Origin of the sequence: Amycolatopsis sp. cmx-4-54, assembly GCF_046548895.1 — a bacterium.
In the GTDB taxonomy this organism is placed as follows: Bacteria; Actinomycetota; Actinomycetes; order Mycobacteriales; family Pseudonocardiaceae; genus Amycolatopsis.
In genome coordinates, this window is sequence record NZ_JAEBEJ010000006.1 from 471,144 (window position 1) to 496,990 (window position 25,847).

A 25,847-nucleotide genomic window follows, 5' to 3' on the forward strand; every position below is an offset into this window, starting at 1 on the left:
TCCGGTTCCGTTCCCGGGAGACTTGGCTCGCTGATCAAGTCTCCTGGGAGGAACCGATGTCTTTCACGTCGCGCCGGACCGCTCTGGCCGTCTTCGCCGCCGCGGCCCTCGGGCTCGGCGGCGGGGTGGCCGCTTCCGCCGTCCCCGCCGCTTCCGCCGCACCGTCCACGCCCGAGGCCGTCGCCTTCCAGGCGTCGCCGGGTGAGGTGTGGAAGCGCACCGAGCTGTACTTCGGGACCACGAAGCCGGGCGGTGGTGAGCTGACCGATGCCGAGTTCGCCGCGTTCACCGACAAGGTGATCACGCCGAGGTTCCCGGACGGGTTCACCGAGCTGACCGGGCGCGGCCAGTGGCGCGGTTCGGACGGCGTGATCTCGCGGGAGAAGTCGAAGGTGATCGTCGTCGTGTATCCGTTCAGCGACCGCGACGCGAACCGTGAGATCGAAGAGATCCGGACCGACTACAAGAAGGCCTTCGCACAGGAATCCGTCCTCCGGACCGACTCCGTGGAGAAGGTCTCCTTCTGACCCCCCGACCCCCGGAGCGCCTTTAGCGGGCTAAACGTGAAACGGTGGGGCACATGGGGCTGGTGTGACTTCCGGCCCGGTTCGGGTGCCCCGTGCGCAGGTCACCCACGCGGCCTAGCGACAATGGGGTGTAACGGTCGTCGGTGAGAAGGGACTTGACGTGCGGGATCTGGTCGAGATCGGCATGGGCCGCACCGCGCGGCGGGCGTATGACCTCGATGACGTGGAGATCGTGCCGTCGCGGCGCACCCGGTCGTCTTCGGTCGTGTCCACCGCCTGGCAGATCGACGCGTACCGCTTCGAGCTGCCGCTGGTCACCCACCCCACCGACGCGATCGTGTCGCCGGGAACCGCGGTGGCCGTCGGCGAGCTCGGCGGGCTGGGCGTCCTCAACGCCGAAGGACTGTGGGCGCGGCACCCGAACGTCGAGGACGCGATCTTCCGCCTCGTCCGGGCGGCCGAGGACACCGAGGACCCGACCGCGATCGTGCGTGAGCTGCAGGAACTGCACTCCGCCCCGATCCGGTTGGACCTGCTGACCGAGGCGATCAAGACCGTCCGCGAGTCCGGGGTCACCGTGGCCGCGCGGGTCAGCCCGCAGCACGCCGCCGAGCTGACGCCGGACCTGCTCGCGGCGGGCGTCGAGATCCTCGTTGTGCAGGGCACGATCATCTCCGCCGAGCACGTCCAGCGGGACGCCGAGCCGCTGGACCTGAAGGACTTCATCGGACGGCTCGACGTCCCGGTGATCGCGGGCGGCGTCAGCGACTACCGCACCGCGATGCACCTGATGCGCACCGGCGCGGCAGGCGTCATCGTCGGCCACGGGGCCAGCCGCGGCGTGACGAGCACCGACAGCGTGCTCGGGATCGGGACGCCGATGGCGACGGCGATCGTCGACGCCGCCGCCGCGCGCCGCGACTACCTCGACGAGACGGGTGGCCGGTACGTCCACGTGCTCGCCGACGGCGGGATGAGCACGTCCGGCGACATCGCCAAGGCCATCGCCTGCGGTGCCGACGCGGTCATGCTGGGCGCGCCGCTGGCCGCCGCCTCCGAGGCGCCGGGGCAGGGGCTGTACTGGACGTCGGCGGCCGCGCACCCGTCGCTGCCGCGTTCGCGCGTGGCGCTGGGGCCGGACTACGCCGTCGACCTGAAGACGCTGCTCTTCGGGCCGTCCTCGGACGCCGAGGGCGTCGTGAACCTCTTCGGCGCGCTTCGCCGCGCGATGGCGAAGACGGGCTACTCGGACCTGAAGGAGTTCCAGCGGGTGGGCCTGACCGTCCGCCGCTGACGCTCGCTCCCGGCCCGGATCGCGTTTAGCCCCCTAATCGCGATCCGGGCCGTTTTTGTGCTCAGGTGTCCCATCAGCCCCATGCGTCCCTCCTGTATCGCGTTTAGCCCGCTAAAGGCGCTCCGGCGGCCGGGGGCGGTAGCGAGAGGGACCGAGGGCGCGGGCGATCTTCCGCTGGAGGTCCCGCAGGATCGGGAGGGTTTCGTCGTCCGCGAAGCCCGTGGTGATCGACCAGTCCATCCCGGAGCCGAAGACGTCGCTGGCGAACACGATCTCGGTCGCGACGAGAGTCTTACGCCATTCCGACGCGCGTAGCGGTTCTTCGTCGGCCAGCGCCGCGCGCAACCTTCGCGCCTGCTCGAAGAGGTCGGTCACGTCCTTGAAGCCCATCGCGACGGCGAGCTCGTCGGTGCACGCGGCCGGCCCACCCCATTCCGCCAGGCCACAGCGCAGCACCGTGCGCTCGTCACGCGTCAAATCGATCGCCACCGGGGCATCCGTATCCACCGGTCGATGATGCCCCAGCCGCGTTCGTGCATTCGGATGGAAGGTAACCGACGAGTAACTTACCTCTGGTCAGAAGGGGTGGCCGGGGTTACAGTCGAGGGTGTGACTGCGAGTAACACCACCACTGAAGACGACTTCGACTACGACGTGATCGTCGTCGGCTCCGGGTTCGGCGGCAGTGTCGCCGCCCTCCGCCTGACCGAGAAGGGCTACCGCGTCGCCGTCATCGAGGCGGGCCGCCGCTTCGCCGACGACGAGTTCGCGAAGACGTCCTGGGACCTTCGCCGCTACGTCTGGGCGCCCCAGGTCGGCTGCTTCGGCATCCAGCGCATCCACATGCTCAAGGACGTCATGGTGCTCGCCGGCGCGGGCGTCGGTGGCGGCTCGCTGGTCTACGCGAACACGCTGTACCGGCCGTTGAGGCCGTTCTACGTCGACCCGCAGTGGTCTCACATCACCGACTGGGAGTCCGAGCTCGGCCCGCACTACGACCAGGCCAGCCGCATGCTGGGGGTCGTCACCAACCCCAGCGTCACGCCGTCGGACGTCGTGATGAAGGGCGTCGCCGAGGACATGGGCGTGCCGGATTCGTACCACCCGACGCCCGTCGGCGTGTACTTCGGCAAGCCGGGGGAGCGCGCCGCGGATCCGTACTTCGGCGGCGCGGGCCCGGCGCGCACCGGCTGTACCGAATGTGGCGCCTGTATGACCGGTTGCCGCGTCGGCGCCAAGAACACGCTGGTCAAGAACTACCTGTACCTCGCGGAGAAGGACGGCGCGAAGGTCATCCCCCTGACCACCGTGAGCGCGATTAGCCCGCTAAACGCAGGTGGGTACGAGGTGAGCATCAAGAAGACCGGGACCACCTCGCGCAGGTTCCGGCACAAGCTCACCGCCGCGCAGGTGGTGCTCGCCGCCGGCACCTGGGGCACGCAGAACCTGCTCCACGGCATGCGCGACACCGCCAAGCTGCCGAAGCTCTCGCCGCGTCTCGGCGAACTGACCCGCACGAACTCCGAGGCCATCATCGGCGCCGCCCGGACCTCGGTCGACGAGGAGCGGAATTTCAGCCGCGGCGTCGCGATCACGTCGTCGATCCACCCCGACGAGAACACGCATATCGAGCCCGTGCGCTACGGCAAGGGCAGCAACGCGATGAGCCTGCTCCAGACCATCGCCACCGAAGGCGATTCGGCGGTCCCGCGCTGGCGCCAGGCCGTGAACTTCATGCTCAAGCACCCGGTCCAGACGGTGAAGCTGCTCAACGGTTACCGCTGGAGCGAGCGCACGGTGATCCTGCTGGTGATGCAGAGCCTCGACAACTCCATCACCACGTACACCAAACGCGGGCTCTTCGGCCGCCGCAAGTACACGTCCAAGCAGGGCCACGGCGAGCCGAATCCGAGCTTCATCCCCGCCGGGCACGAGGCCAACCTCCGCACCGCCGAGCGCATCGGCGGCATGGCGGGCGGCACCTGGGGCGAGATCTTCGACATCCCGCTCACGGCGCATTTCATCGGCGGCGCCCCGATCGGCACGGCACCCGACAACGGCGTGATCGACCCGTACCACCGCGTGTTCAACTATCCCGGATTGTCCATTGTGGATGGTTCGGCGATCACGGCCAACCTCGGCGTGAACCCCTCGCTGACCATCACCGCGCAGGCCGAGCGGGCCTTCTCGTTCTGGCCCAACAAGGGCGAACAGGACAGCAGGCCGTCGCAGGACTCGCCGTACGCACGGCTCGAACCGATCGCGCCGAAGAACCCGTCCGTTCCGGCGGACGCGCCCGCGGCGCTTCGGCGGTAACTTAGGGGTGTGACAGCCTCCGAACGCGCACACGCCCTGCTGAACCGCGTCCGCGCCCTGCACGACGAATGGGAGCGCGTCGTGCGTGGGATGGACGAGGAGGCCGTGCGCGGTCCCAGCGCGCTGCCCGGCTGGACGCGAGCGCATCTGTTGTCCCATCTCGCGCGTAACGCCGACGGCCTGGTCAACCTGCTCACCTGGGCCAAATCCGGCATCGAGACGCCGATGTACGTCGGCGAGTCGGTCAGGGACCACGACATCGAGAAGGGCGCGTACCGGTCCGTCGAGGACATCGCCGAGGACGTCGTCGGCTCCGCCGCGCGTCTGGTCCAGGTCGCGGAGAGCCTGCCGGACGCCGCGTGGCAGGTCCGCGTGCGCGCCCGGCAGGGACGGGAAATCCCGGCGGAGTTCGTGCTCTGGCTCCGGCTCTCCGAGACGTCGATCCATCTCGCCGATCTGGACCTCGGCTACGACTTCACCCGCGTCGCCGATCTGCTCGGTGACGAGTTCGACACCGTCGTCGGCAACGCCATCGGGATGTACGGCGGCGAACTGCCCGCCGTGCTCCTGGTCGCCGCCGAAGACGACGGGTACCGCCACGAGTGGCGGATGAGCGAAGGGCAACTGACGACGCTGACCGGGACCCGTGGCGAAGTGCTGGCCTGGGTCACCGGCCGCAGCGATGGTTCCTCTTTGGACGGTGATGTGCCGACGCTGCCACGCTGGCTGTGACGGCACCGTCCAAAGAAGACTGGATCAGCTACGGAACGAGTCCACGCCGAACTGCTTGGCGATGTCGTCCAGCATGGCGTGCGCCTCCTGCAGGCCCAACGGCTGCGGCAAGTCGGCCCTGTTGCGCGCGCTGGCGCAGTTGCTCAAGCCACGCCAGGGCGCGGTGCTGCTCGACGGTGAGTGTATCGACAAGCTGCCGATCCGTGAGATCGCCAAGATGATCGGCCTGTTGTCGCAGCGGGCGTGGATCTCGATGACGCCGGCGCATGAGACCGGCCTGCTCCTGCTCGACGAGCCGATCACCTACCTCGACCTGGCGCCGCTGGTCGTACACTTTCGGGGGTAGTGCCGCAACCTGCTCGCCCGCTGGACGTCTAACGGGCATGGAGAGAAGGGCGTTCCTCAAGTTCGCCGGCGCGACCGTGGCCGGGGTGGCCGCGACGGCGTGTTCCGCCGCGCCTCCCGCGCAGGCGCCCAGTTCCGCTCCGGGAACGTCGTTGCCGCCGAGTACCGGCGTCACGCCGCCGTCCGGTCCGCCGGACTGGGCGGCCTTGCGGACGAAGGTTTCCCTGCTCCTGCCGGGGGATTCCGGTTACGACAGTGCCAAACGCGTATTCAACCCGGCCTTCGATGGGCTCAATCCCGCTGCCATAGCGAAATGCGCCAAGCCCGAAGACGTGCAGGCGGCCATTTCCGCCGCCGCGAGACGGGTTCCCATCGCCGCGCGCGGTGGTGGCCACAGTTACGCCGGCTATTCGGTTCCCGACGGCGGCTTGATGATCGACCTGAGTGGAATGTCCTCAGTGGACGTCCAAGGTGAACAGGTCGTGATCGGCGCGGGCGCGAAACTGAAGGACGTCTACGCGACTCTCGGTAACGCCGGCCGTTGCCTGCCCGCGGGTTCCTGTCCCAGCGTCGGGATCGCCGGGCTGACACTCGGCGGCGGAATCGGCGTCCTGGCCCGGAAATACGGTCTCACGTGTGACCATCTGGTGTCCGCGCGGGTCGTCACGGCGGACGGGAAACTCCGGATGGCGTCGGCTGATTCCGAGCCGGAGCTGTTCTGGGCGTTGCGCGGTGGGGGAGGCGGGAACTTCGGCGTCGTCACCTCGTTCACCTTCCGCACGGATCCGGCGCCGTCGGCCGTTTCGGTGTTCTCCTTGCGTTTCCCGGCAGGCAGCGCGGACGACGTTCTCGCCGAGTGGCAGCGTTGGCTTCCCGAAGCCCCGCCGGAGTTGTGGGCGAACGTGGTGCTGTCCGGCGGATCTCCGGTCGGTGCGCGGATTTCCGGTTGCTACGTCGGCGATTCCGCTTCACTTGCCCGGTTGCTCGACCAGGTCGGTGGGACGCGGACGGTGAAGCAGCTCGACTATCTTGGCGCGATGAAGCACTTTTCCGGCAGCGAAAGCCGTCAGTCCTTTGTGGCCTCATCGCGGATTCTCGGCGAGCCGGCGGATCCCGCGAAGCTGACGTCGATCCTCAAGGGCAGGCGCGGAATGGACCTGCTGGTCGACGGTCTCGGCGGCGCCGTCGCCGACATCGCCCCGGACGCCACCGCGTTCTGGCATCGGAAAGCACTCGGCAGTGTGCAGATCTACAGCCAGGCGGACGCACGTAACCGTTCCACGGCAACGGATTCCGTCGCGGAGGTGGTGACGGGGCTCGGGCTGGGCGGGGGCTACGTCAACTACATCGACCCCGCCCTGCCCGACTGGATGACGGCCTACTACGGCGGCAACGCCACCCGCCTCAAGCAGGTGGCGAAGACCTACGACCCGGACAAGGTGTTCGGATTCGCGCAGGCCGTCACCCCGGACTAGAGGTCGATGCCGGTGAAGACGGTGACCCGTTCCTCGGTGAGGTCGTGCATCGCGGCGAGGACGCCTTCCCTGCCGACGCCCGATCCCTTGACGCCGCCGTACGGCATTTGATCCGCGCGGTAGGACGGGACGTCGCCGATGATCACGCCGCCGACTTCGAGTTCCGTCGACGCGTAGAAGGCCAGATGCACGTCGCGGGTAAACACGCCTGCCTGCAAGCCGTACGCGGATTCGTTGACCGAAGCGAAAGCCTCGTCGACACCATCCACAATGGACACGGCGAGCACCGGTCCGAAGATCTCCTCCGCCCAGGCCTTTGTGGACGGTCGCACGTCGGTGAGCACGGTCGGCTCCACCGTCGCGCCGTCCCGCTTGCCGCCGGTGAGGAGCTTCGCGCCCGCGGCGACGGCCTCGTCGATCCACGCCACGATCCGCTCCGCGGCGGCCTCGTCGACGACCGGGCCGACGTCGGTGTTCTTGTCGTACGGGTCGCCGGTTCGCTGTGCGCGCACGGCTTCCACCAAGGCGGGCACGAATTCCTCGGCGACCTCGCGTTCGACGATCACGCGCTGCACGGCGATGCAGGACTGTCCGGCCTGGTAGTTGCCGAAGGTCGCGATGCGCTCCGCGGCACCTTCGGGATCCGGCCAGTCGCGCAGGACGACGGCGGCCGCGTTGCCGCCGAGTTCGAGCACGACGTGCTTACGCGGCGCGGCGTCCGCGATCGACCAGCCGACCGGACCCGATCCGGTGAACGACACGACCGGCAGCCGAGGATCCGCGACCAGCGCCGACGTCTCCTCGTTGCCGAGCGGCAGCACCGAGAACGCACCTTCCGGCAGATCCGTCTCGGCCAGGATCTCGCCGAGGATCAGCGCGGAGAGTGGCGTGCGCGGGGCGGGTTTGACGATGATCGGCGCGCCGACCGCGAGCGACGGCGCGACCTTGTGCGCCACCAGGTTCAGCGGGAAGTTGAACGGCGCGATGCCCAGCACCGGGCCGCGCGGGATGCGCCGGGTGAGCGCCAGCCTGCCCTCGCCCGCCGGGTCGGTGTCCAAGCGCTGCAGGTCGCCGCTGAACCGGCGGGCCTCTTCCGCCGCGATCCGGAACACCGACACCGCGCGCCGGACCTCCGCTTCGGCCCACTTGAGCGGCTTGCCGTTCTCGGCGGTGATGACCTCGGCGATCTCCTCGGCCCGGCCGGCGATGACCCGCGAAACGTGGTCGAGCGCCGCGGCGCGGCTGTGCGCCGAGGAACGCCGGAACTCCTTCGCGACGCTCGCCGCCGCGCTCACCGCTCGTTCGACCTGCTCCGGTCCGGGCACCGCGACGGTGGCGACTTCGCTGCCGTCATAAGGGTGATGCACGGTGACCGTCGAGGCGCCCTGCTCGGGGCGTCCGGCGATCCAGGCGGGGCGCGGCTCCGGAGTGATCATGTCCATGGGGACAAGGTATTCCAGTCAGGGTTTGACGAGCACCTTGAGCGCTTCGCGGTCCGCCATCGCGCGGTAACCGTCGGGGACCTCTTCGAGCCCGATGGTCCGGTCGAACACCTTGCCCGGCTGGTACCTGCCCTCGACGACGTCTTCGAGCAGTTCGGGGATGTAGTGGCGGGCGGGGGCCACGCCGCCGGTGACCGTGATGTTGCGGCGGAAGAGCGACGGGCCGATCGGGCCCTCGGCGTACTGCGGCACGCCGACGCGGCTGACCGTGCCACCGGGGCGGACCGCGCCGACGCCCATCTCGAAGGCGGGCTTCGTGCCGACGCATTCGAGGACGGCGTGCGTGCCTTCACCGTTCGTCAGCTCTCGGACCTTCTCGATGCCTTCGTCGCCGCGCTCGGCTACGACGTCTGTCGCGCCGAACTCGCGGCCGAGGTCCGTGCGGCTCCGGTGACGGCCCATCAGGATGATGTGCTCGGCTCCGAGGCGCTTCGCCGCGAGAACGGCGGAGAGACCGACGGCGCCGTCACCGATGACAGTGACGGTGGTGCGCTCGTTCACGCCCGCCTTGACCGCGGCGTGGTGGCCGGTCGCGAACACGTCGGAGAGCGTGAGGAACGAGGCGAGCAGGTCGTCGTCCTCGGTCTGCGGCAGTTTCACCAGCGTGCCGTCGGCCTGCGGGACGCGGACGGCCTCGCCCTGGCCGGCGTCGACGCCCTTCGCGCCCCAGTTGCCGCCGTGCAGACAGGAGGTGTGGAGGCCTTCACGGCAGAACTGGCACGTGTTGTCGGAGTAGACGAAGGGCGCGACGGCCAGGTCGCCGGGCTTGAGCGTGGTGACGTCGGAGCCGACGGCCTCGACGATGCCGAGGAACTCGTGCCCGATCCGGACGCCGCGGTCGCGCGTGGGCATGCTGCCGTACGGCCAGAGGTCGCTGCCGCAGATGCAGGAGCGGACGACGCGGAGGAGGGCGTCGGTCGGTGCGCTCAGCTTCGGGTCCGGGACGGTCTCGACGCGTACGTCACCCGCGCCGTAGATGAGAGTCGCTCGCAAGTCGGGTCCTTTCCTCGGCCGGCCCCCAGTATGGGCGCGTCGCGTTCAGCCCGCTAAACGCGATCTGTAGAGGTCGCGGAGCAGGAGGACCTCGGCGCCGTGGTGGATGGCCTCCCGGTTGATGTGCAGGACGAGGGTCGCGAATGGGTACTCCGCGTATGGGCCTTCGGCTTCGCCGCAGGGGCGCTGGAGGTCTTCGGCGGTGAGGCCGCGGACGCCGTCACGCCAGCGCGCGTACGCGTCGTCGAGCTGCTTCAGCGCTTCCTCGGCGGAGCCCGCGTAGGGAAAGGTCTGGTAGTCGGCGGGCGGACCGCCGAAGTGCGACGCGGTCCGCATCGCGAAGACGCCGATGACGATGTGGGCCAGGCGCCACGCGATCGTCGTCACCGGCGGCGGGGACGGCTCCGGATACGCCCAGTCGATCGTGAAAGCGCCGTTCTCGTCGGGGCTGATCGTCCAGCAGTCTTCGGCGGGTTCCCAGAGGTATTCGTCGTCGGTGAGGGTGTCCAGCCGGGGCCGGAGATGCTGCGTCCAGTGCCAGTCGAGCTGTTCGGAGAGTTCCTTGCTCCAGTCGATGTCCATGTTCCGGAAGGTAGGACGCCTCGCGGTCATCCGCTGTCCCGAATCGTGAGGGGGTTGGCGGCGGGGTGACCCGGCCCACCTGGGACGATGGTGGGGAAGCGTACTGCTCTGATCTGGAGGTTTCAGGTGCCCAGTCCCACCGGTCCGGTACTCGTCGTGGACTTCGGGGCGCAGTACGCGCAACTGATCGCGCGGCGCGTGCGTGAGGCGCAGGTCTACTCCGAGGTCGTCCCGCACACCGCCACCACCGAGGACATCCTCGCCAAGGACCCCGCCGCGATCATCCTTTCCGGTGGTCCTTCCAGTGTGTACGCGGAGAACGCTCCCGCCCTGGCCCCCGGGCTGGTCGACGCGGGCGTGCCGATCCTCGGCATCTGCTACGGCCACCAGGTCCTCGCGCAGGCCCTCGGCGGGACGGTCGAGCCGACCGGGATCCGCGAGTTCGGCCGCACCGAGGTCCGCGTCGCCGGTGAGGGCGGCGTGCTGCACGCCGGCCTCCCGGGCAACCAGCTCGCCTGGATGAGCCACAACGACAGCGTCACCAAGGCCCCCGAGGGCGCCACCGTGACCGCTTCGAGTGACGGCGCCGCCGTCGCGGGGTTCGAAGACGTCGAGCGCCGCTTCGCCGGCGTCCAGTACCACCCCGAGGTGCACCACTCGCCGCACGGCCAGGAGGTGCTTCGCCGCTTCCTGCACGAAATCGCGGGCATCAAGCCGCAGTGGACGACGTCGTCCATCGTCGACGACCAGGTCAAGCGCATCGCCGAGCAGGTCGGCGACGGCCGGGCGATCTGCGGGCTCTCCGGCGGCGTCGACTCCGCCGTGGCCGCCGCGCTGGTCCAGCGGGCCATCGGTGACCGGCTGACCTGCGTGTTCGTCGACCACGGTCTGCTGCGCTCCGGCGAGCGCACCCAGGTCGAGCGCGATTTCGTCGCCGCGACCGGGGTGAACCTGGTGACCGTCGACGCGCGCGACCGGTTCCTCGACGCGCTGGCCGGGGTCACCGACCCCGAGGAGAAGCGCAAGATCATCGGGCGCGAGTTCATCCGCGTGTTCGAGCAGGCCGAGCGCGATCTCAAGGCCGAAGGCGACTACAAGTTCCTGGTCCAGGGCACGCTGTACCCGGACGTCGTCGAATCCGGCGGCGGCGAGGGCGCGGCGAACATCAAGAGCCACCACAACGTCGGCGGGCTGCCCGACGACCTGCAGTTCGAGCTCGTCGAGCCGCTGCGCCTGCTGTTCAAGGACGAGGTGCGGCGCGTCGGGCTGGAGCTCGGGCTGCCGGAGACGATCGTGCAGCGGCAGCCGTTCCCCGGCCCGGGGCTCGGCATCCGGATCATCGGCGCCGTCGACGCCGAGCGGCTCGAGACGCTGCGCGCGGCGGACGCCATCGCGCGCGAGGAACTCACCGCGGCCGGGCTGGACGGCGAGATCTGGCAGTGCCCGGTGGTGCTGCTGGCCGACGTCCGCAGCGTCGGCGTCCAGGGCGACGGGCGGACCTACGGGCACCCGATCGTGCTGCGGCCGGTGTCGTCCGAGGACGCGATGACCGCGGACTGGACGCGACTGCCCTACGAGGTCCTGGAGCGGATCTCGACCCGCATCACCAACGAGGTCGCCGAGGTGAACCGAGTGGTCCTGGACGTCACGTCCAAGCCGCCGGGCACCATCGAGTGGGAGTGACCGATCCCGGGCCGACCTGCGTTTAGCCCCCTAATCGCGATCTGCCGCCTTTGGGCACCCAGGCGACCGGATCGCGTTTAGCCCGCTAAACGCAGGTCGGTGGCCCGTGGGCACCTGGCGCGGCCCGGATCGCGATTAGGGGGCTAAACGCAGGTCGTGCGCTGGGGGTGGGAGCAAGGCGAAGGCCCCGGCGAGGGGCCGGGGCCTTCGGAGTGGGTGGAGCGTGAGCGGCGCCGCTAGCGGCGGCTCTTGCGTAGCGAAGCGGCGAGCAGCAGGACGCCGACGAAGATCGCCCCGCCTGCCATGACCCACCGGAAGTCGAACTGCGGGAGCCACGAGGAGCCGTCCGAGAGGACGTAACCCGATACCAGCAGCGTCGCGATTCCGATGATCAGGGTGAAGACGTCCACTCCGCGCTTCGCGGGCTGCGACGACTGAGTCTGCGCGTTGTCGTAGTCGTACTCAGCCACGACGCACCTCCACGTTCCCGACACCGTTCTCGACCTTCACAGTGATCTTCTGCCCGTTGTCGCCCGGCGAGGTGAAGTCGACGGTGTCCTCGCCGACCCCCGAACGGGACTGGCCGAGGCAGTCGACCTCGCCCGCTCCCGTCTCGCATGAGACCTTCACCTCGGCACCGGCCGGCACGAGCACCGTCGAGTTGCCCGCCCCGTTGGAGACCTTCGTGGTCACCGAGGCCCCCGCGGGCAGCTTGGTCAGGTCGACGTCGATGTTTCCTGCGGAGCGGTGGTACTCCGGCAGCACCTCGGACACCTGGCTCGGCGTCGCCCGCAGGTCGCCGACACCGCCCTTCACAGAGAAGTTCTCGAACGGGACCGTGGTCAGCGCCATCCCGACGATCGCCAGCGGCACCGCCAGCCCGATCAGCCCGCGACCGCCCCGCACGAACGAGCCGGCCACCAGCCCGATGCCGACCACACCCAGGGTGAGCCCGATGACGTGCTGCAGGGTGAACCACGCCTCGCCGTCCAGGCCCAGAACCGTGCCGACCCCGGCCACCAGCACGGCGATCCCGAAGGTCGCGGCGCCGATCTTCGACTTACGGCCGCGAGGCGCCGGCGGCGCGGGAGGCGGCGGAGGAGTCTGCGGCGGCAGCCCGCCGGAGGGCGAAGCGTTCGGCAGATCCCAAGCGGACGGGTCGGCCGCGAGCGGGTCCCAGCCGCCCTCGGTGGCCGTCGAGGTGGAGGCCGCCGACGCCGACGCCATCGAAAACGCGGCCGTCGGATAAGCCGGAGCGGGCATCGTCGGCCGGTTGAACTGACCGCGATTGCGGTGCAGCAGGTACAGCGCGACGGCCAGCAGCGCGAAACCGATCAGTCCGGTGCCGTCGGTCATCCAGCCGCCGCTCAAGGTCCAGGTGAGACCTGGGAACAGCAGGATTAGCAGCAGTACCGCGAACGCCGGCGAACTCGACGCGCGGCCCCGGCCGATCAGGCCCTCGAACGCGGAAACGGGGTCGCCCTCCCGCGGCAGGAACAGCCAGCCCAGCAGATAGACGAAGACGCCGAAACCGCCGAACACGGTCGCGGCGACCAGCGCGACCCGGACCACGGTCGGGTCGATGCCGTACCGGTAGCCGATGCCCGCGGCGACGCCGGCGAACTTGCGGCCCGCCACCGGGCGGACCGGCCTGCTCCGCCAGAAATCCTTGACGGTCTCCTCGAAGCCGGCCGCGGGGCCGCGCTTCGGAACCTGTGTCTCACTCCCACTCATGCCACAAAGAATGCGCCCCGGCGGGCCCTCGCCACATCCGGGAACGTCCCTGATGTTCCCCCGAGATCGTGAGCGCGGGGGAACGTGATTCGGAGCACTGTGGAGTCGGTGGGCACTTCTGGGAGTCATTCGCCCAGGTCAGGCGGTCTCATCGGAAGACACTTCGGGAGGGTTTGGTCGCCGGGGTCCGCCCCGCGCGGTCCCACGGCCTTCAGGGCCTGCGGCTCGCCGAGGGCGACCAGGACACGGGCCTGCGCGGACTCTGGGTCTACTGGACGTACTCACGCGTGATCGAGAGAGATGGGTGGCGCTTGCCTTCGTGGCAGCATTCCCAGTGCTTCAGCGAGGTCGGTCGTGAACGCGGGTGGCGTGTGCAACGCTCGTCTTTCCGCGCTTCACGTCCATACCCTGTTGCAGTCGGCCTTCGGCCACGGCCGGATGAACCGCGACTTGTAGACGTAGACCTCGTTCACTACCGCGCCGTGGTCGTGACCGCACAGCTCAACCGAAGCTCCCTGGCCTCGCGGGTATGACAAACGGCGACCCCAACGGGATGCTCAACCTCAACATCGCGAAGAACCGCTTCGGACGCATGGGTGAACTGGAGTGGCATGACGCCCCTATCCATCACGAATCGGCTGGTCGAAATTGTGGAGAGTGCGGGATTCGTAATTACCCTATGGGTATTCAGTTTCAAGTACCTGCTGTCGTTTGTCGTCTACTTCTCTTCGAGCCTTCCATCATCCGGCGGTAGCCTGCCGGGGTAGCTGTGACTTACTTGACTAAGTCGTTGCTCGATGATGTATCAGTTCTCAGGGGGAATGATGCAGAATTCACATGTCGGAGTTCGCAGGCGGCTGCTGGTTGGAGTGTTTGCCGCTGGCGCCATGTTCTCGCTCGCTCCGGCAGCGCTTGCCACGCCAAGCGAGGTCAACGCGCCGGTCGATGTCAGCAAGGCTCCGGCGAGAACTGGTGACCCGCGTACGCCCAAGAATGCAGCCCTATTCCGAGCTTGAACAACTCACTTGTCTGTGTTAGTACTGGCCCCGGGATTCCGGCCACGGTGTGGTTCGATAACCGTAGTGGTTCGAGATTCGGTCCGTCGCAACTCAAGGTCAGCGGGCTGAATACCGGCCTGGTTCGTTTCTCGGAGACCTTCACCTCCGAGCCTGGGACAATCAAAGGTGCCCAATGTCTGGGTTCGCGAATGATTGTTACTATGGTTCGGTCAAGGTGCCCGGTCGTGACTACTTTTGGCGCACCGCCAAGCCCGCCTGTGTCTAGCCGGTGTGGTTGTCAAGTACGGTGAAGCTATGGAAACCCCGCGGTCAGGTGGCCCTGAAAAGGAACCGGGAAGCTCGTGTGAGGTGAACGGGATCGACATCGCCGCGGAGGGTGGGGCAATGCGGCCGATTGCCTGCCCTCAATGCGGCGCGACGGCTCCGCTGACCGTCTTGGCGGACGCGACACTCGTGTGCCCGGACCAGCACTCTTTCACGCACGCCGCGATCGTGCCTGAGACGACACCGGCCGCCCTGCGCAGGCTCGGCGCTGTCGGTCTCCCGGCGGCAGGGGAAGAAGGCACTGCGCCATAGGCGGGCTCCGAGCGCTCGCGAGCGCTGGTGTGGAACTACAGAAAGGCCAGGCGACCCGGTATAGCGAGGGTCGCCTGGTCTCACTTTTATGCCGGGGCCCTCTGGCTGAAAAGGCCGTCGAACCCGCGAGGGCGACGGCCCGCTCGTGATTGACCGGCTCGTTCTGGATGGGAGCATCACGACTGACCTCGCGAAGGCCGCCGTGCCGGCGACGAAGCCGTTCCGGACGCCCGCCGGACTGAAGTCGGCAGGTGAAGCTGAGCTTCCCCCAGCGGGAAGAGTCAGGGGTTTCCCGGATGGATCGGTACCCCAACTCCGTGTGACCATGGAGAACGTGCAGGAACCCGCCCCGACCGACCTCGCCGAACAGGTGAAGCCGACGATCATCGAGCGCCCTCCGGTGCCCGTTCCCGGCAGCCTGTCCCCGGCACCGTTCGAGCCGCCCAAGATGTATCGCCGCCGGTCCGGCCGCGCCATCGCGGGTGTCGCGGGCGGTCTCGCCGACCACCTCGGCGTCAAGGTGCTCTGGGTCCGGACAGCGTTCGCGTTGCTGGCCGCGCTGAACGGCACCGGTCTTCTCGCGTACGGCCTGCTCTGGGTGTTCGTCCAGCAGCAATCCGGCGAGGTCGAGCCGGAGAAATCCGCGCCGAAGGAGAAGCAGCAGGCCTTCGGCCTCATGGCGCTGGGTGTCGGCCTCGCCGTCGCCAGCGGCACGCTCACCGGCCTGATCAGCGGCTGGGTCGCCATTCCGCTGGCGCTGGCCATGATCGGCGCGGCCGTCGTCTGGCGCGAGGCCGACGAGTCGCAACGCCGCCGGTGGCGCCTCGGTGCCAAGGGCGGTGTCGCCACGGCGTTCCTCGGCGGCGGTGGCTGGTCGGCCGCGATCCGCGTGGTCGCCGGGGTGGCGCTGGTGATGACCGGTATCGGCGTCGTCGTGCTGGAGAGCGGCAGCATCGACCAGGTCAAGTTCGCGCTGGTCGCGGTCATCGCGACGCTGTTCGGGGTGGCCGTGCTGACCGTCCCGTTCTGGCTGCGCCTGGTCCGCGACCTGTCCGACGAGCGCATGGCCCGCATCCGCACCGACGAACGCGCTGAGATCGCCGCGCATCTGCATGATTCGGTCCTCCAGACCCTGGCGCTGATCCAGAAGCAGGCGGAATCGCCGCGCGAGGTCGCGAGGCTCGCGCGCGGTCAGGAAAGGGAGCTGCGCGGCTGGCTGTACGGGCCGTCGGGGTACGGGAAGAACAAGAAGACCGAGGAAGAGGCCGTCAGCGGTCAGCTGTCCGAAGTGCTCGCTGCCGCGTGCGGCGAGGTCGAGGACGCGTTCGCGATCTCGGTGCAGCAGGTCGTCGTGGGGGAGGCCACGCTGAACGAGCCACTGACGGCGCTGGTCCAGGCGGCGCGCGAAGCGATCGTCAACGCCGCCAAGCACGCGGGGGTCGACGAGGTCAGCGTGTACGCCGAGGTCGAGCCGACGGCGGTGACGGTCTTCGTGCGCGACCGCGGCAAGGGGTTCGATCCCGACGTCGTGCCGAGTGATCGGCACGGGCTCGCCGATTCCATCCGGGGGCGGATGGAGCGGCACGGCGGGAAGCTCAAGCTTCGTACCGCACCGGGTGAAGGAACCGAGGTCCAGCTGGAGATGCCGGTCAAGGCGGGGAAGGGCGCGGCGTGAGGTCGCTATGCTCACGGGACAGGGCGAGCGAGGGAGCATCGTGACGGAGAACCAGCAGACGCGGGAGCCGGTCAAGGTCTTCCTCGTCGACGACCACGCGCTTTTCCGCGCGGGTGTGCGCACCGAACTGGACTCGATCACCGACGACGTCCGCGTGGTCGGTGAGGCGGGCTCGGTCGCCGAAGCGGTCGCGGGGATCGCCCGGACCAAACCGCAGGTCGTGCTGCTCGACGTGCACATGCCGGACGGCGGCGGCGCCGAGGTGCTGCGCCGGGTCCGGCCGGAACTGCCGGACGTCGTGTTCCTCGCGCTGTCGGTCTCCGACGCCGCGGAGGACGTGATCGCCGTGATCCGCGCGGGGGCGCGGGGGTACGTCACGAAGACGATCTCGTCGAAGGAACTCGTGCGCGCCGTCGTGCGGGTCTCGGACGGGGACGCGGTGTTCTCGCCGCGGCTGGCCGGGTTCGTGCTCGACGCGTTCGCCGACCGGCCGGGTTCCGCGCCGATCAGCGACCCGGACCTCGACCTGCTGACGCCGCGGGAGCGCGACGTGCTGCGGCTGCTCGCGCGCGGGTACGCGTACAAGGAGATCGCGTCCGAGCTGTTCATCTCGGTGAAAACCGTCGAGACGCATGTGTCGAGCGTGCTGCGGAAGACGCAGCTTTCGAACCGGTACGAGCTTTCGCGCTGGGCTTCCGACCGGCGTCTCGTCTAGATGGCGCCCGTTCTCATCGGCCTGGTGGGCGTGTTCTTCCTGGGCATGGGGCTGCTCGGGCTCGTCGCGCCGAAACGGCTGATCCGGCCGTTCGGCATTTCGCTGGAGTCGGTGACGGCGCGGACCGAGGTGCGCGCGGTGTACGGCGGCTTCGGTGTGGCTGTCGCGGTACTGCTCGGGTTCGCGGCTTTCGACGTCGGCGGGATCCAGCGGGGCGCCGCGATCGCGGTGGCCGTCGCGCTCGCCGGGATGGCCTTCGGGCGGCTGGTCGCGCGGTTCGCGGAGCGGCCCGAAGGGTTCTATCCGAGCTGGCTCTACTTCTGGGTCGAGATCGTTCTCGCCGCTCTGCTCATCGTCGCGACCCTCTGACCTGCGTTTAGCGGGCTAAACGCGATCCGGCGAGCCCCCAGGCCCCACCGCATCACGATTAGCCCGCTAAACGCAGGTCAGGGCGCGGCCTCCCCGGCGGCGGCCAAAGGGCGCTCGACCTGCGGAGTGGTAGCAAAGGTCCCTTGCTCCCTCGGGCGGAGCCGGGTCAGCGCGACCCCGCCCAGCACGACGACCATCCCGGCGATCACCCGCAGGTTCAGCGGCTCGGCCAGGAACACCGCCCCCAGCAGCACCGAAACCACCGGCAGCAGGTAGCCGACGATCGACGCCGCGACGGCGCCCTCGCTCGCGAGGAGCTGGTAGTTCAGCGCGAACGCGATCCCGGTCGACCCGATCCCCAGGATCACCACCGCGACGACCGCGCCGGTGCTCAGGTTCATCGGCTCGAACCCGCCCATCGGCATCGCGAGCAGCAGGAACCCGGTCGCCAGCAGCATCTGTCCGCCGGCCAGCGACAGCGGCGAGTCACCGGTACCGGTGAGGTGTTTGCCCTCGTAGACGAACGCGAATCCGTAGCTCGCGGCCGCCGCGAGGCACGCCAGCGCACCCCAGCTGAGCAGGCCGGAGGCCTCCCACGGCGCGAAGATCAGCAGGATCCCGGCGAGCCCGGCGACGAGCCCGGCGATCCGCACCGCGGTCATCTTCGTCCGCGCGCCCATCATCGGCGCGGCCAGCAGCACCCACAGGGGTGTCGTCGAGTTCAGCACCCCGGTGATCCCGGAGTCGACGGTCAGCTCACCCCACGCGAACAGCAGGAACGGCAGCGCGTTGTGGAAGAACGCCGCGACGGCCAGATGTCCCCAGATCCGCCGTCCGGACGGCAGCCGGCCCCGGCCGAGGTAGCAGAGCCCGATCAGCACCGCCGCGCCGAGCGCCACCCGCGCCAGCACCAGCTGCACCGGCGAAAACGCGGCGAGCCCCAGTTTGATCCAGAAGAAACTCGATCCCCACATGAGCGCCAGCGCGCCGATCCGCAGTAGGGTCTTCGTCTCGCCCACCCCAGTCCTCCTTAAGTGCCTGGCCCAGCTTCGCCGCGCCAACGCGTAAGGACAAGCGAAAATAACTGCAGGGAGCCTTAAGAAGAACTGTAAGATCGGGGCATGCTGGACGTCCGCCGCATGCAGGTCCTCCGAGCCGTGATCAGCAGTGGGTCGATCACCGCCGCCGCCCGGAATCTCGGCTACACACCTTCCGCGATCAGCCAGCAATTGTCCACCCTGGAAAGGGAAGCGGGCGTCGAACTGCTCGAACGTGTCGGTCGCGGCGTGCGGCCGACACCCGCCGGTTCGCTGCTGTCCGAACACGCGGAAACGCTGAGCACCCAGCTCGCGAAGGCCGAAGCCGCGCTCACCGAACTCAAGGAAGGCCGCACGGGCAGGCTCGCGATCCGCTACTTCGCCACGGCCGGCGCGTCGCTGGTGCCCTTGGCCGTCGCCGCGCTGCGCCGGGACTTCCCGGGCGTCCGCCTCGACCTCAAACTGGTCGAGCCCGACGACTCGATGCCCGAGATCGAGTCGGGCAAGGCCGACGTCGCGATGATCGTGCTCCCCAGCAGCACCCCCCGGGTCAAGGGGGTCGAATACGTCCACCTGCTGGATGATCCGTACCGCGCGATCCTGCCGAAGAACCACCGGCTCGCCCGCAAACGCGTCCTCGATCTCGGTGAACTCGCCGAGGATCCGTGGGTCGGCGTCGACGGTCTCCCCGGCGCCTGCCGCGACATCCTGCTCGACGCCTGTGGCGCGGCCGGATTCGCCCCGAACCACGTCGTCGAATCCGAGGATTACCAGACGGCACAAGGGTTCGTGGCAGCCGGGCTCGGTGTCGCGCTGATCCCGGAACTCGGCCTCGGCGCCCCGCATCCCGGCGTCGCCATCCGGAAGGTCCGGCGGCCGGATCCGGTGCGGTCCATCCACGCCGCCGTGGCCGCGCACGCCAGGGAACACCCGGCGGTGCGACGGTTCCTCCTCGCGATCCGCGAAGGGGCCGGACAGGTAAGCGGGACTGGCCGAGTGGGCACGAAAACCGGCTGAGCTTGAACAGTCGCACGGGCGGTCGACAACCTGGCAGGAAGCCACGAATCCCGCCAGAGAAAGGACCTCCGTGCGTCCCCTGATCGTCCTGCACGGCTCTTGGCACCAGCCCGCCCATTTCGACGACGTCGTCGAGCACCTGCGCCGGGAAGGCGCCGAGGTCACCGTCCCCGACCTCGGCGGCCGTCCGATCGCCGAAACCACCCGGACCGTCCAGGAACTCGTCGACCGAGCGGCCGAGCCGCCGGTGGTGCTCGCGCATTCCTTCGGCGGGCTCACCGCCGGCGGGCTTCAGGGGATTTCGCACCTGATCTATCTGGCCGCGATCGTCAGCGAGCCAGGGGAAACCGCTCAGTACTGGATCGAACGGATCAAGGAGGAGACCGGCCGCGAACCCGACCAGGTGCCGTTGACCTTCGACGACGCGGGCCTGACCCACCTCGATCTCGCCGCCGTCCGCGAGTCCATGTACGCCGACTGCACGGACGCCGTCGCCGAGCGCGCCACGGCGTTGCTGCGCCCGGAACCGGTGACGATCTTCGACGAGTCACCGGAAGGCTCGGCGTGGAAGGACACGCCGAGCACGTACATCGCCTGCACCGAAGACCGGGCGCTCGCACCGGAACTGGTGGCCCACTGCGCCGCGCGCTGCGACACGACGGTGACCTGGCGGGCGAGCCACAGCCCGTACCTCAGCCGTCCGGTCGAACTGGCGACGCTGGTCCTCGAACGGCTCTGAATCAGATCAAAAACAGCTCCGCGAACAGCACACCGAGGAGGATCGCCGCCACCACGGCACCCGCGATGATCAGCCATTTCCGGGTCTCCCGCGACTTCGCCGCCACCGGCGCGGCGGGCGCGTACTGCTGCGCCGGTGGCGCGTACTGCGGCTGCGGCGGCTGATACTGCTGCGGCTGGTGCTGGGGGAACTGCGGAACCGGCTGTTGCGGCGCCTGCTGCATCGGCATCGGCATCGAGGCCGGGACCGTCGGCATGGCGGGCGCGGTCGGCGGGATGAACGCCGTCTGCCGTCCCTCGGTGATCGCGTTCAGGGAGCGCACCGTGTCGGCCATCGTCGGCCGCGCGTCCGGCTCCGCCCGCAGCATCTTGCGCAGGGCGCCCGCCAATGGCCCGGCGGTCTGCGGTGGCCGTTCCGAGGACTCGCCGTCCTCACCGAACGGCGGCACCCCCTCGACGGCCGTGTACAGCGTCGCGCCCAGCGAGAACACGTCGGACGCCGAAGTCGCCGGTTCGCCGCGTGCCACCTCGGGCGCGCGGTACGCGGGGCTCGGACCGCCGCCGGTGATGCCGATGTCGGTGAGCTTCACGCCGCCGTCGTCGGCCAGCAGGACCGTGCCCGGCTCGACGGTCCGGTGCACCACCCCGGACTCGTGCATCGCGGCCAGCGCGCGGCCGAGCACGATGCCCAGCCCGGCGGCCTGTTCCGCGGTCAGCCTGCCGTGCTCGGCGAGGAAGGTCGCCATCCCGCGGGACGGGATGTACTCCATCACCAGCCACACGTCCGCCCCGTCGGGCAGCACGTCGTACACCTTGATGGCGGTGGCGTGCTCGAACTTGGCCGCGTCCTTGCCTTCTTGGACGACGACGGCCTTGGCCTGCTCCGCCCGGTCCGGCGGCAGGCCGACGGGCAGGTACATGCGCTTCATCGCGACCGTGCGCAGCAGGCGGGTGTCGAACGCCAGCCACACGATGCCTGCCCGGCCGCGCCCGATGGGCTGGTCCAGGCGGTATCGGCCGCCGACGATGGAACCTTCAGAACTCAATTGCAGCCTCGGATCATGCTCCGCCGGGCTCGCCCGTTTGGCTGGTCGGGGTCGTCGGCGTAGTCGGCGTGGTCGGTGTCGTCAGAGTCGGCGTCTTCGAGGGAGTCTTGCTCGGCGTCTTCGTCGGCGTCGGCGGGTCCGGCTCCTGCGGCTGCGTCGCCCGGCTCGTCGTCTTCTTCGACGAAGACGTCTCCTTCGGCGGCTCGGCAGACTCCGTCTCCGTCGGCGTGTCGGTCGTCTCCGGAGCGGAAGACGTCGCGGACGGCGTCGGCTTCGTCGACGAGTTCCCCACCTGCGCGGGCGTCTCCGGGTTGTTCGGGCTCAGCAGCCAGAACCCCAGCGCGGCCAGCGCCACGACCACGACACCGCCGATGATCGCGGGCTTCTTCCACGCGCCCGGCTTTTCGTCGTCGTCCTCGTCCACCGGGCTGGTCTGCGCGCGGGTGGGCGGCGGCGGGGGCGGGTCGTCGTAATCGTCGTCGTACGGATCGTCGTAGTCGCCCGCGGGGATCGGGACGGCGCGCGTCGGCGCCGGGCCGCCGCCGGGGTGGCCGCGTTCGGCCAGCAGCGCCGTCTCGTCGTAGTTGTCGTACCCGTCGTAGTCGTCTTCCGGGTAGCCCGAGGCGGGCGGCTGGTGGTAGTCGTCCTCGTCGTCGTAGTACGACCCGGCCGCGGCCTGTTCGTCGAGGAGCGAGCCCGAGTGACCGGCGGCCTCGCTGTCGAGCGCCTGGGTCGCGCCCGCTCCCGCGAGGGCGCCCGCGATCGGGGCGGCGAGCACGGTGTCGTCCGTGGGGCCGCCCAGCGGCGTTTCACCCCGCGCGACGGCGGCGAGGAGCTCTTCGCACTCTTCGGCGGTGGGGCGGTGCCGCACCTCCGGGTGCAGCAGTACGGCCAGCACGCTGGCGAGCGGGCCGGACTGACGCGGCGGGATGATCTGCCCGGCCGCGACCGCGTGCAGCAGGCTCAGCGTGTTCTCGCTGAGGCCGAACGGCGGTTGGCCTTCGCAGGCCGCGTAGAGCGTCGAGCCGAGTGAGAAGACGTCGGACTCCGGGCCCGGGTCGCCGCCGATGGCCACTTCGGGCGCCAGGTAGGCGGGGGTTCCGGCGATCATCCCGGTCTTCGTGACCGTGACGTCGTCCTTCGCCCGCGAGATGCCGAAGTCGGTGATCTTCACGGTGCCGTTGGGCGCCAGCAGGATGTTGCCCGGCTTGATGTCCCGGTGCACGATGCCGACCGCGTGCGCCTCGGTCAGCGCCGCCGCGACCTGCGCACCGATCCGCGCGACCTCGGTCGGCGGCAGCGTCCGCTCCTCCTGCAGCACCTGGGCGAGGCTGGTGGAGTTCAGGTACTCCATGATCAGGCACGGCTGGCCGTTGTCGTCGGTGACGACGTCGAACACCGAGATGGCGTTCGGGTGGTGCAGTCTGGCGGCGATCCGCCCCTCGCGCATCGTGCGCTGACGGGCGTCTTCGGCGTCGTGAGCCTCAAGACCGGGTTGCAGAAGCAACTGCTTGATCGCCACCGTGCGGCCGAGTACCTCGTCGTGCGCTTGCCACACGGCCCCCATCGCGCCCGTGCCGATCCGCCCGGCGATGCGATATCGACCGGCGACCAGGCGACCCTCGTCGCTCACGCGACCTCCCTTTGGGCTCCGTCTTCACGACGCGGAATCGTCCGCGTGCGCGGTGCGGCCTTCGGCACGCCACAGCGTTGGAGCGTATGCACATGTAGTGGTCTGTGTGCCGGCTTTTCCGAGACCGACTCGTGACAAGGCTAGGCGCTCACTCTGCGCACACACACGCGGCACACTCTGATCGCCCTGGGTGGAGGGCTGTTGCACGCGCGGTGTCCGTCACATGTGCTGCGCGGACAACAGTCGCGCGTCGGTGATCAGGCCGGAGGTCTCGTCGGCGAATTCGAGCACCTGCGTGACCCGCAGGAGGCCGCCGTCCGGGTTGCGCATGGTCACGACGGCGAGGATGGTGCCGTCGGCCTGATCCCGGATGTCCTGGATCTGGATGGCGTCCATGGCGCTCCACGCCTCGATCAGCCGACCGGCTTCGGACTTGGCCAGCACCGGCGTGACCAGCGACATCGCGCCGTAGGGGTCGGCGTCGACGGTCTGGTAGAACTTCCGGACCGCGTCGATCTTGTCCTCCGCGGTGTTGACCGCGGCGGGCTTGACGGCGGGCTGCGAGCTGGTGCTGCTGGACGACGAACCCTGCGGCGGGAGTGAACCCGAGCCGGTGCCCGAAGATCGATGAGGCGTCGTGGTGGTGCCCGACGGCGTCGGCGTCTCGTGCTTGTGCTGCGGCTCGGTGGAGTCCGGGACGGCGAGCCCGCCGAGCGCGGCGGCTCCGCTCATCACCTCGGGTGCGGCGGCACCCGGCACGGTGCCCTGCGGCTGCGCGCCCGCGAGCACGCCCGCGGTGACGACGGCGCCCGCGACCAGGAGTCCGGCGGCGACCAGACCGGCCAGCTTGGCCCGCCGGGCGGCCCGGCTCTCCGGCTCGTCCACCTCGGGTTCGGGCCGCGGCGACCGCTCTACGCGGGTGCGCGCGGGAACGAACTTCTGCGGCTCTCGGAAGACCTGCTCCAGATACTCGCGGTCGACGCGGGTGTCGTTCAGGATCTCTTCCGGGATGACGTCCTCGACACGTACGGCGTCCTCACGCCGTATGCGCTGTCGATCAAGCACGAAATTCCTCGCTCTGGTCCGGGGCAGGCGCTGGGCCGTTCGGCCGATGCCTTTGGTCCGCGCGGCCGTCTTCTGAACGGTGCGGACCCTGCAGTCGTCAGGTAACCCTGTGCGGACGGTCCACGGCCAGGGGCCATCGCCGGAATGCCGTCGCGATACGACGAACGGCAGCTTAGGTCACCCACCCGGACCAGGGACGACCGCTCAGCGCACCGCACGTGCAGAGGAACAGGACACTTGCACGTGCGTGGTCGCCTACATGCCGTCGTCGACGATCTTGTCGTCGTCGCCGAAGGTGAACGTCCGCTGCTCCATGGTCTTCGTCCCGTCCTTGTGCGTGACCTCGACGGTGTTGACCGTGACCCCGCGGCGCTGGTCGATGCTGACCTTCTTCACCTCGAAGTAGGCGACATCGCGGTAGCGGTCCCGCAGGCCCTCCGCGCCTTCTTCGCGCAGGCCGCCGGAGGTCACCGCGGACGCCTGTTGCGGGTTCGTGGTGACCGAGTTGAGGAAGACTTCGGTGTTGTCGCCCATCGCCTGCGCGTCCGGCTGCGACGCGTACCAGGGGCCCGGTGTGGTGGTGCGGTTGGCCGGGACGACCGGCGGCTTCTGCGGCCGGTCGCTCGACGACGGCGTGGGCCGCCCGGACGTCGCCGGTCCGCCGGAGTCGGGCCGCGACGAGCCGGTCCCGGCGCTTTCGTCGTCCGAGGGGGTGCCGGAGTTGGCGGAGCTGCGGTCGTCACCGGTGGAGGACTCGGACGCGGATTCGGACGGGTTGCCCGCCGCGCCGCCCTGCGGCGGTGTGGCCGGATGGCCGGCGAGACCGTCCTGGGTCAGCGGGCTGCCACCGCGGTATCCGGGCCAGCCGCCCTGGCTCTGCTGCTCCGGCAGCGGTTTGCCGACCAGGAACGAACCGGCGAAGAGCAGGCCGACCACGACCAGCGCGGACGCGGCCGCCGCGAACCAGGCGGCCTTGCGCCAGGTCTTGGGCGGCGTCACCGAAGCGGGCACCGTACCGAGGTCGAAGGTGCTCAGACCGTCGACCGGCGGGGCGAGGTAGACGCGGACGTCGCTGTCGACACAGTCATCACCGTCGACACTCTCAACACCGTCGACACAGTCATCATCGTCGATACCGTCGTCGATCTCGATCGGCTCGGGACGGCGGGGGGCGGGGGCGGTCAGCGTCACCTTCGTGCGCTGAGCGGCCTTCGCGCGCCGTTCTTCCACGGGAGGATCGGTGAACGAGACTTCGACTCGGGCCTGGTGGGCTGGGTGCTCCACGGTGACCTCGCGAGCGGGCTGGGGGAGCGGCAGACGGCCGCTCGATGGGGCGTAGCCGGGGCTCGGCGCCCTCCTGGCCCGCGGTGGCGGAAGCGGGAGGGAACCGGTGGAGGGTGGGGCGACCTCGCGGTGCGCGTGATGCCCGTGCCCGGTGGGGCGCCGGCGCCGCGGTGGCACGGCGGGAGTCCAGCCTTCGGTACTTCCCGCCCGGTGGCGGCCCGCTTGCGTGGCGTCGTCCCGTCCCTGGTGTTCCGCCCAGCCGTTCATGTCCGAGCGACCCCCTCACGAGCCGGCCCTGACGGCGATGTGACGCCGGTTAAGCCGAACGGAGCAGCGGGTTCACGGGATCCCTCGCTTGCAGACTCCCAAGCAGTCTCGTGAGCAAATGCACGCGCATACGACTGGGGGCGCGCGGGGCCATCGCCCCCGCGCGCCATGCGGGCATCGCCCGACCCAGACGCAAGGGTCCACACGAGGTCCACACTAAAAG

22 protein-coding genes and 1 pseudogene are annotated in these 25,847 nt (G+C 69.5%); 12 read left to right on the top strand and 11 right to left on the bottom strand.

What is annotated here, in order from left to right:
- Nucleotides 1–56: 56 nt before the first annotated feature.
- Together ACLJQ7_RS22880 and ACLJQ7_RS22885 are read left to right on the top strand one after the other, a co-directional pair.
- Entirely contained in the window at nucleotides 57–527 is a 471-nt protein-coding gene (locus ACLJQ7_RS22880; protein ID WP_410650194.1) for a DUF3574 domain-containing protein, read from the top strand.
- 160 nt (nucleotides 528–687) lie between these two features.
- Entirely contained in the window at nucleotides 688–1,821 is a 1,134-nt protein-coding gene (locus ACLJQ7_RS22885; RefSeq protein WP_034304399.1) for a GuaB3 family IMP dehydrogenase-related protein, read from the top strand.
- Between the two features lie 111 nt (nucleotides 1,822–1,932).
- Here the strand turns inward: ACLJQ7_RS22885 and ACLJQ7_RS22890 are convergent, their stop codons facing one another.
- Nucleotides 1,933–2,310 (bottom strand): hypothetical protein, encoded by a 378-nt coding sequence (locus ACLJQ7_RS22890; RefSeq protein ID WP_410650195.1) that lies wholly within the window; start codon nucleotides 2,308–2,310, stop codon nucleotides 1,933–1,935.
- Between the two features lie 120 nt (nucleotides 2,311–2,430).
- On the opposite strand from ACLJQ7_RS22890, the gene ACLJQ7_RS22895 reads away from it, so the two are divergent.
- From ACLJQ7_RS22895 to ACLJQ7_RS22910, 4 genes and pseudogenes are all read left to right on the top strand, one after another.
- On the top strand, nucleotides 2,431–4,137 hold the full coding sequence (locus ACLJQ7_RS22895; protein ID WP_410650196.1) for a GMC oxidoreductase: 1,707 nt from the start codon (nucleotides 2,431–2,433) through the stop codon (nucleotides 4,135–4,137).
- A 9-nt stretch (nucleotides 4,138–4,146) separates the two neighbouring features.
- On the top strand, nucleotides 4,147–4,869 hold the full coding sequence (locus ACLJQ7_RS22900; protein ID WP_410650197.1) for a maleylpyruvate isomerase N-terminal domain-containing protein: 723 nt from the start codon (nucleotides 4,147–4,149) through the stop codon (nucleotides 4,867–4,869).
- A gap of 55 nt (nucleotides 4,870–4,924) precedes the next feature.
- Nucleotides 4,925–5,188: pseudogene (locus ACLJQ7_RS22905) on the top strand (ATP-binding cassette domain-containing protein); the annotation flags it as partial.
- A 64-nt stretch (nucleotides 5,189–5,252) separates the two neighbouring features.
- Nucleotides 5,253–6,689, top strand: coding sequence for an FAD-binding oxidoreductase (locus tag ACLJQ7_RS22910; RefSeq protein ID WP_410650198.1), 1,437 nt, complete (start codon nucleotides 5,253–5,255; stop codon nucleotides 6,687–6,689).
- Here the strand turns inward: ACLJQ7_RS22910 and ACLJQ7_RS22915 are convergent.
- Genes ACLJQ7_RS22915 through ACLJQ7_RS22925 form a run of 3 tightly spaced genes read right to left on the bottom strand, consistent with a single transcriptional unit; the run spans nucleotide 6,686 to nucleotide 9,766 of the window.
- Nucleotides 6,686–8,131, bottom strand: coding sequence for an aldehyde dehydrogenase family protein (locus ACLJQ7_RS22915; RefSeq protein WP_410650199.1), 1,446 nt, complete (start codon nucleotides 8,129–8,131; stop codon nucleotides 6,686–6,688). The genes ACLJQ7_RS22910 and ACLJQ7_RS22915 overlap by 4 nt on opposite strands.
- Nucleotides 8,132–8,149: 18 nt before the next feature.
- Nucleotides 8,150–9,184: a zinc-dependent alcohol dehydrogenase family protein gene (locus ACLJQ7_RS22920; protein ID WP_410650200.1), complete on the bottom strand. Its 1,035-nt coding sequence runs from the start codon at nucleotides 9,182–9,184 to the stop codon at nucleotides 8,150–8,152.
- 45 nt (nucleotides 9,185–9,229) lie between these two features.
- The gene (locus tag ACLJQ7_RS22925) at nucleotides 9,230–9,766 is read right to left on the bottom strand and encodes a DinB family protein (RefSeq protein ID WP_410650201.1); all 537 of its coding nucleotides are present in this window, start codon (nucleotides 9,764–9,766) and stop codon (nucleotides 9,230–9,232) included.
- A 126-nt stretch (nucleotides 9,767–9,892) separates the two neighbouring features.
- Here ACLJQ7_RS22925 and guaA point away from each other — a divergent pair, with 126 nt between their 5' ends.
- Nucleotides 9,893–11,449: a glutamine-hydrolyzing GMP synthase gene (gene guaA, locus ACLJQ7_RS22930; RefSeq protein WP_410650202.1), complete on the top strand. Its 1,557-nt coding sequence runs from the start codon at nucleotides 9,893–9,895 to the stop codon at nucleotides 11,447–11,449.
- Nucleotides 11,450–11,685: 236 nt separating this feature from the next.
- Here the strand turns inward: guaA and ACLJQ7_RS22935 are convergent, their stop codons facing one another.
- Together ACLJQ7_RS22935 and ACLJQ7_RS22940 are read right to left on the bottom strand one after the other, a co-directional pair.
- Entirely contained in the window at nucleotides 11,686–11,919 is a 234-nt protein-coding gene (locus ACLJQ7_RS22935) for a hypothetical protein (RefSeq protein ID WP_410650203.1), read from the bottom strand.
- Nucleotides 11,912–13,183 carry a PspC domain-containing protein gene (locus tag ACLJQ7_RS22940; protein ID WP_410650204.1) on the bottom strand — a complete coding sequence of 424 codons (1,272 nt, stop codon included), beginning with the start codon at nucleotides 13,181–13,183 and terminating at the stop codon, nucleotides 11,912–11,914. The genes ACLJQ7_RS22935 and ACLJQ7_RS22940 overlap by 8 nt, the downstream gene beginning before the upstream one ends.
- A 1,914-nt stretch (nucleotides 13,184–15,097) precedes the next feature.
- Between ACLJQ7_RS22940 and ACLJQ7_RS22945 the strand changes: the two genes are divergently transcribed.
- The 3 genes from ACLJQ7_RS22945 to ACLJQ7_RS22955 are packed head-to-tail and all read left to right on the top strand — an operon-like array spanning nucleotide 15,098 to nucleotide 17,537.
- Nucleotides 15,098–16,453, top strand: coding sequence for a PspC domain-containing protein (locus tag ACLJQ7_RS22945; protein ID WP_410650205.1), 1,356 nt, complete (start codon nucleotides 15,098–15,100; stop codon nucleotides 16,451–16,453).
- A gap of 7 nt (nucleotides 16,454–16,460) precedes the next feature.
- Entirely contained in the window at nucleotides 16,461–17,168 is a 708-nt protein-coding gene (locus tag ACLJQ7_RS22950; protein WP_085939730.1) for a response regulator, read from the top strand.
- Entirely contained in the window at nucleotides 17,169–17,537 is a 369-nt protein-coding gene (locus tag ACLJQ7_RS22955; RefSeq protein ID WP_410650206.1) for a DUF4345 domain-containing protein, read from the top strand.
- A gap of 77 nt (nucleotides 17,538–17,614) precedes the next feature.
- Here ACLJQ7_RS22955 and ACLJQ7_RS22960 read toward each other — a convergent pair whose 3' ends face one another.
- Nucleotides 17,615–18,556: a DMT family transporter gene (locus tag ACLJQ7_RS22960; RefSeq protein ID WP_410650207.1), complete on the bottom strand. Its 942-nt coding sequence runs from the start codon at nucleotides 18,554–18,556 to the stop codon at nucleotides 17,615–17,617.
- Between the two features lie 102 nt (nucleotides 18,557–18,658).
- Here ACLJQ7_RS22960 and ACLJQ7_RS22965 point away from each other — a divergent pair, with 102 nt between their 5' ends.
- Nucleotides 18,659–19,591 carry a LysR family transcriptional regulator gene (locus tag ACLJQ7_RS22965; protein WP_410650208.1) on the top strand — a complete coding sequence of 311 codons (933 nt, stop codon included), beginning with the start codon at nucleotides 18,659–18,661 and terminating at the stop codon, nucleotides 19,589–19,591.
- 70 nt (nucleotides 19,592–19,661) lie between these two features.
- Complete coding sequence (locus ACLJQ7_RS22970) at nucleotides 19,662–20,330, top strand: alpha/beta fold hydrolase (protein ID WP_410650209.1); 669 nt, start codon at nucleotides 19,662–19,664, stop codon at nucleotides 20,328–20,330.
- 1 nt (nucleotide 20,331) lies between these two features.
- Here ACLJQ7_RS22970 and ACLJQ7_RS22975 read toward each other — a convergent pair whose 3' ends face one another.
- From ACLJQ7_RS22975 to ACLJQ7_RS22990, 4 genes are all read right to left on the bottom strand, one after another.
- Nucleotides 20,332–21,375 (bottom strand): serine/threonine-protein kinase, encoded by a 1,044-nt coding sequence (locus tag ACLJQ7_RS22975; protein ID WP_410650210.1) that lies wholly within the window; start codon nucleotides 21,373–21,375, stop codon nucleotides 20,332–20,334.
- A 13-nt stretch (nucleotides 21,376–21,388) separates the two neighbouring features.
- Nucleotides 21,389–23,008 (bottom strand): serine/threonine-protein kinase, encoded by a 1,620-nt coding sequence (locus ACLJQ7_RS22980; protein ID WP_410650211.1) that lies wholly within the window; start codon nucleotides 23,006–23,008, stop codon nucleotides 21,389–21,391.
- 219 nt (nucleotides 23,009–23,227) lie between these two features.
- A complete protein-coding gene (locus tag ACLJQ7_RS22985) occupies nucleotides 23,228–24,073 on the bottom strand; it encodes a hypothetical protein (protein WP_410650212.1) in 846 nt (281 codons plus the stop codon).
- A gap of 255 nt (nucleotides 24,074–24,328) precedes the next feature.
- Nucleotides 24,329–25,624 (bottom strand): hypothetical protein, encoded by a 1,296-nt coding sequence (locus tag ACLJQ7_RS22990; RefSeq protein ID WP_410650213.1) that lies wholly within the window; start codon nucleotides 25,622–25,624, stop codon nucleotides 24,329–24,331.
- Between the last annotated feature and the right edge of the window lie 223 nt (nucleotides 25,625–25,847).

What these genes read in the sequence shown, in the direction of transcription:
- ACLJQ7_RS22880 (WP_410650194.1), top strand. Translation starts at nt 57, where the DNA reads ATGTCTTTCACGTCGCGCCGGACCGCTCTGGCCGTCTTCGCCGCCGCG.
- ACLJQ7_RS22910 (WP_410650198.1), top strand. Translation starts at nt 5,253, where the DNA reads ATGGAGAGAAGGGCGTTCCTCAAGTTCGCCGGCGCGACCGTGGCCGGG.
- ACLJQ7_RS22915 (WP_410650199.1), bottom strand. Translation starts at nt 8,131, where the DNA reads ATGGACATGATCACTCCGGAGCCGCGCCCCGCCTGGATCGCCGGACGC.
- ACLJQ7_RS22925 (WP_410650201.1), bottom strand. Translation starts at nt 9,766, where the DNA reads ATGGACATCGACTGGAGCAAGGAACTCTCCGAACAGCTCGACTGGCAC.
- ACLJQ7_RS22940 (WP_410650204.1), bottom strand. Translation starts at nt 13,183, where the DNA reads ATGAGTGGGAGTGAGACACAGGTTCCGAAGCGCGGCCCCGCGGCCGGC.
- ACLJQ7_RS22950 (WP_085939730.1), top strand. Translation starts at nt 16,461, where the DNA reads ATGCTCACGGGACAGGGCGAGCGAGGGAGCATCGTGACGGAGAACCAG.
- ACLJQ7_RS22955 (WP_410650206.1), top strand. Translation starts at nt 17,169, where the DNA reads ATGGCGCCCGTTCTCATCGGCCTGGTGGGCGTGTTCTTCCTGGGCATG.
- ACLJQ7_RS22965 (WP_410650208.1), top strand. Translation starts at nt 18,659, where the DNA reads ATGCTGGACGTCCGCCGCATGCAGGTCCTCCGAGCCGTGATCAGCAGT.
- ACLJQ7_RS22990 (WP_410650213.1), bottom strand. Translation starts at nt 25,624, where the DNA reads ATGAACGGCTGGGCGGAACACCAGGGACGGGACGACGCCACGCAAGCG.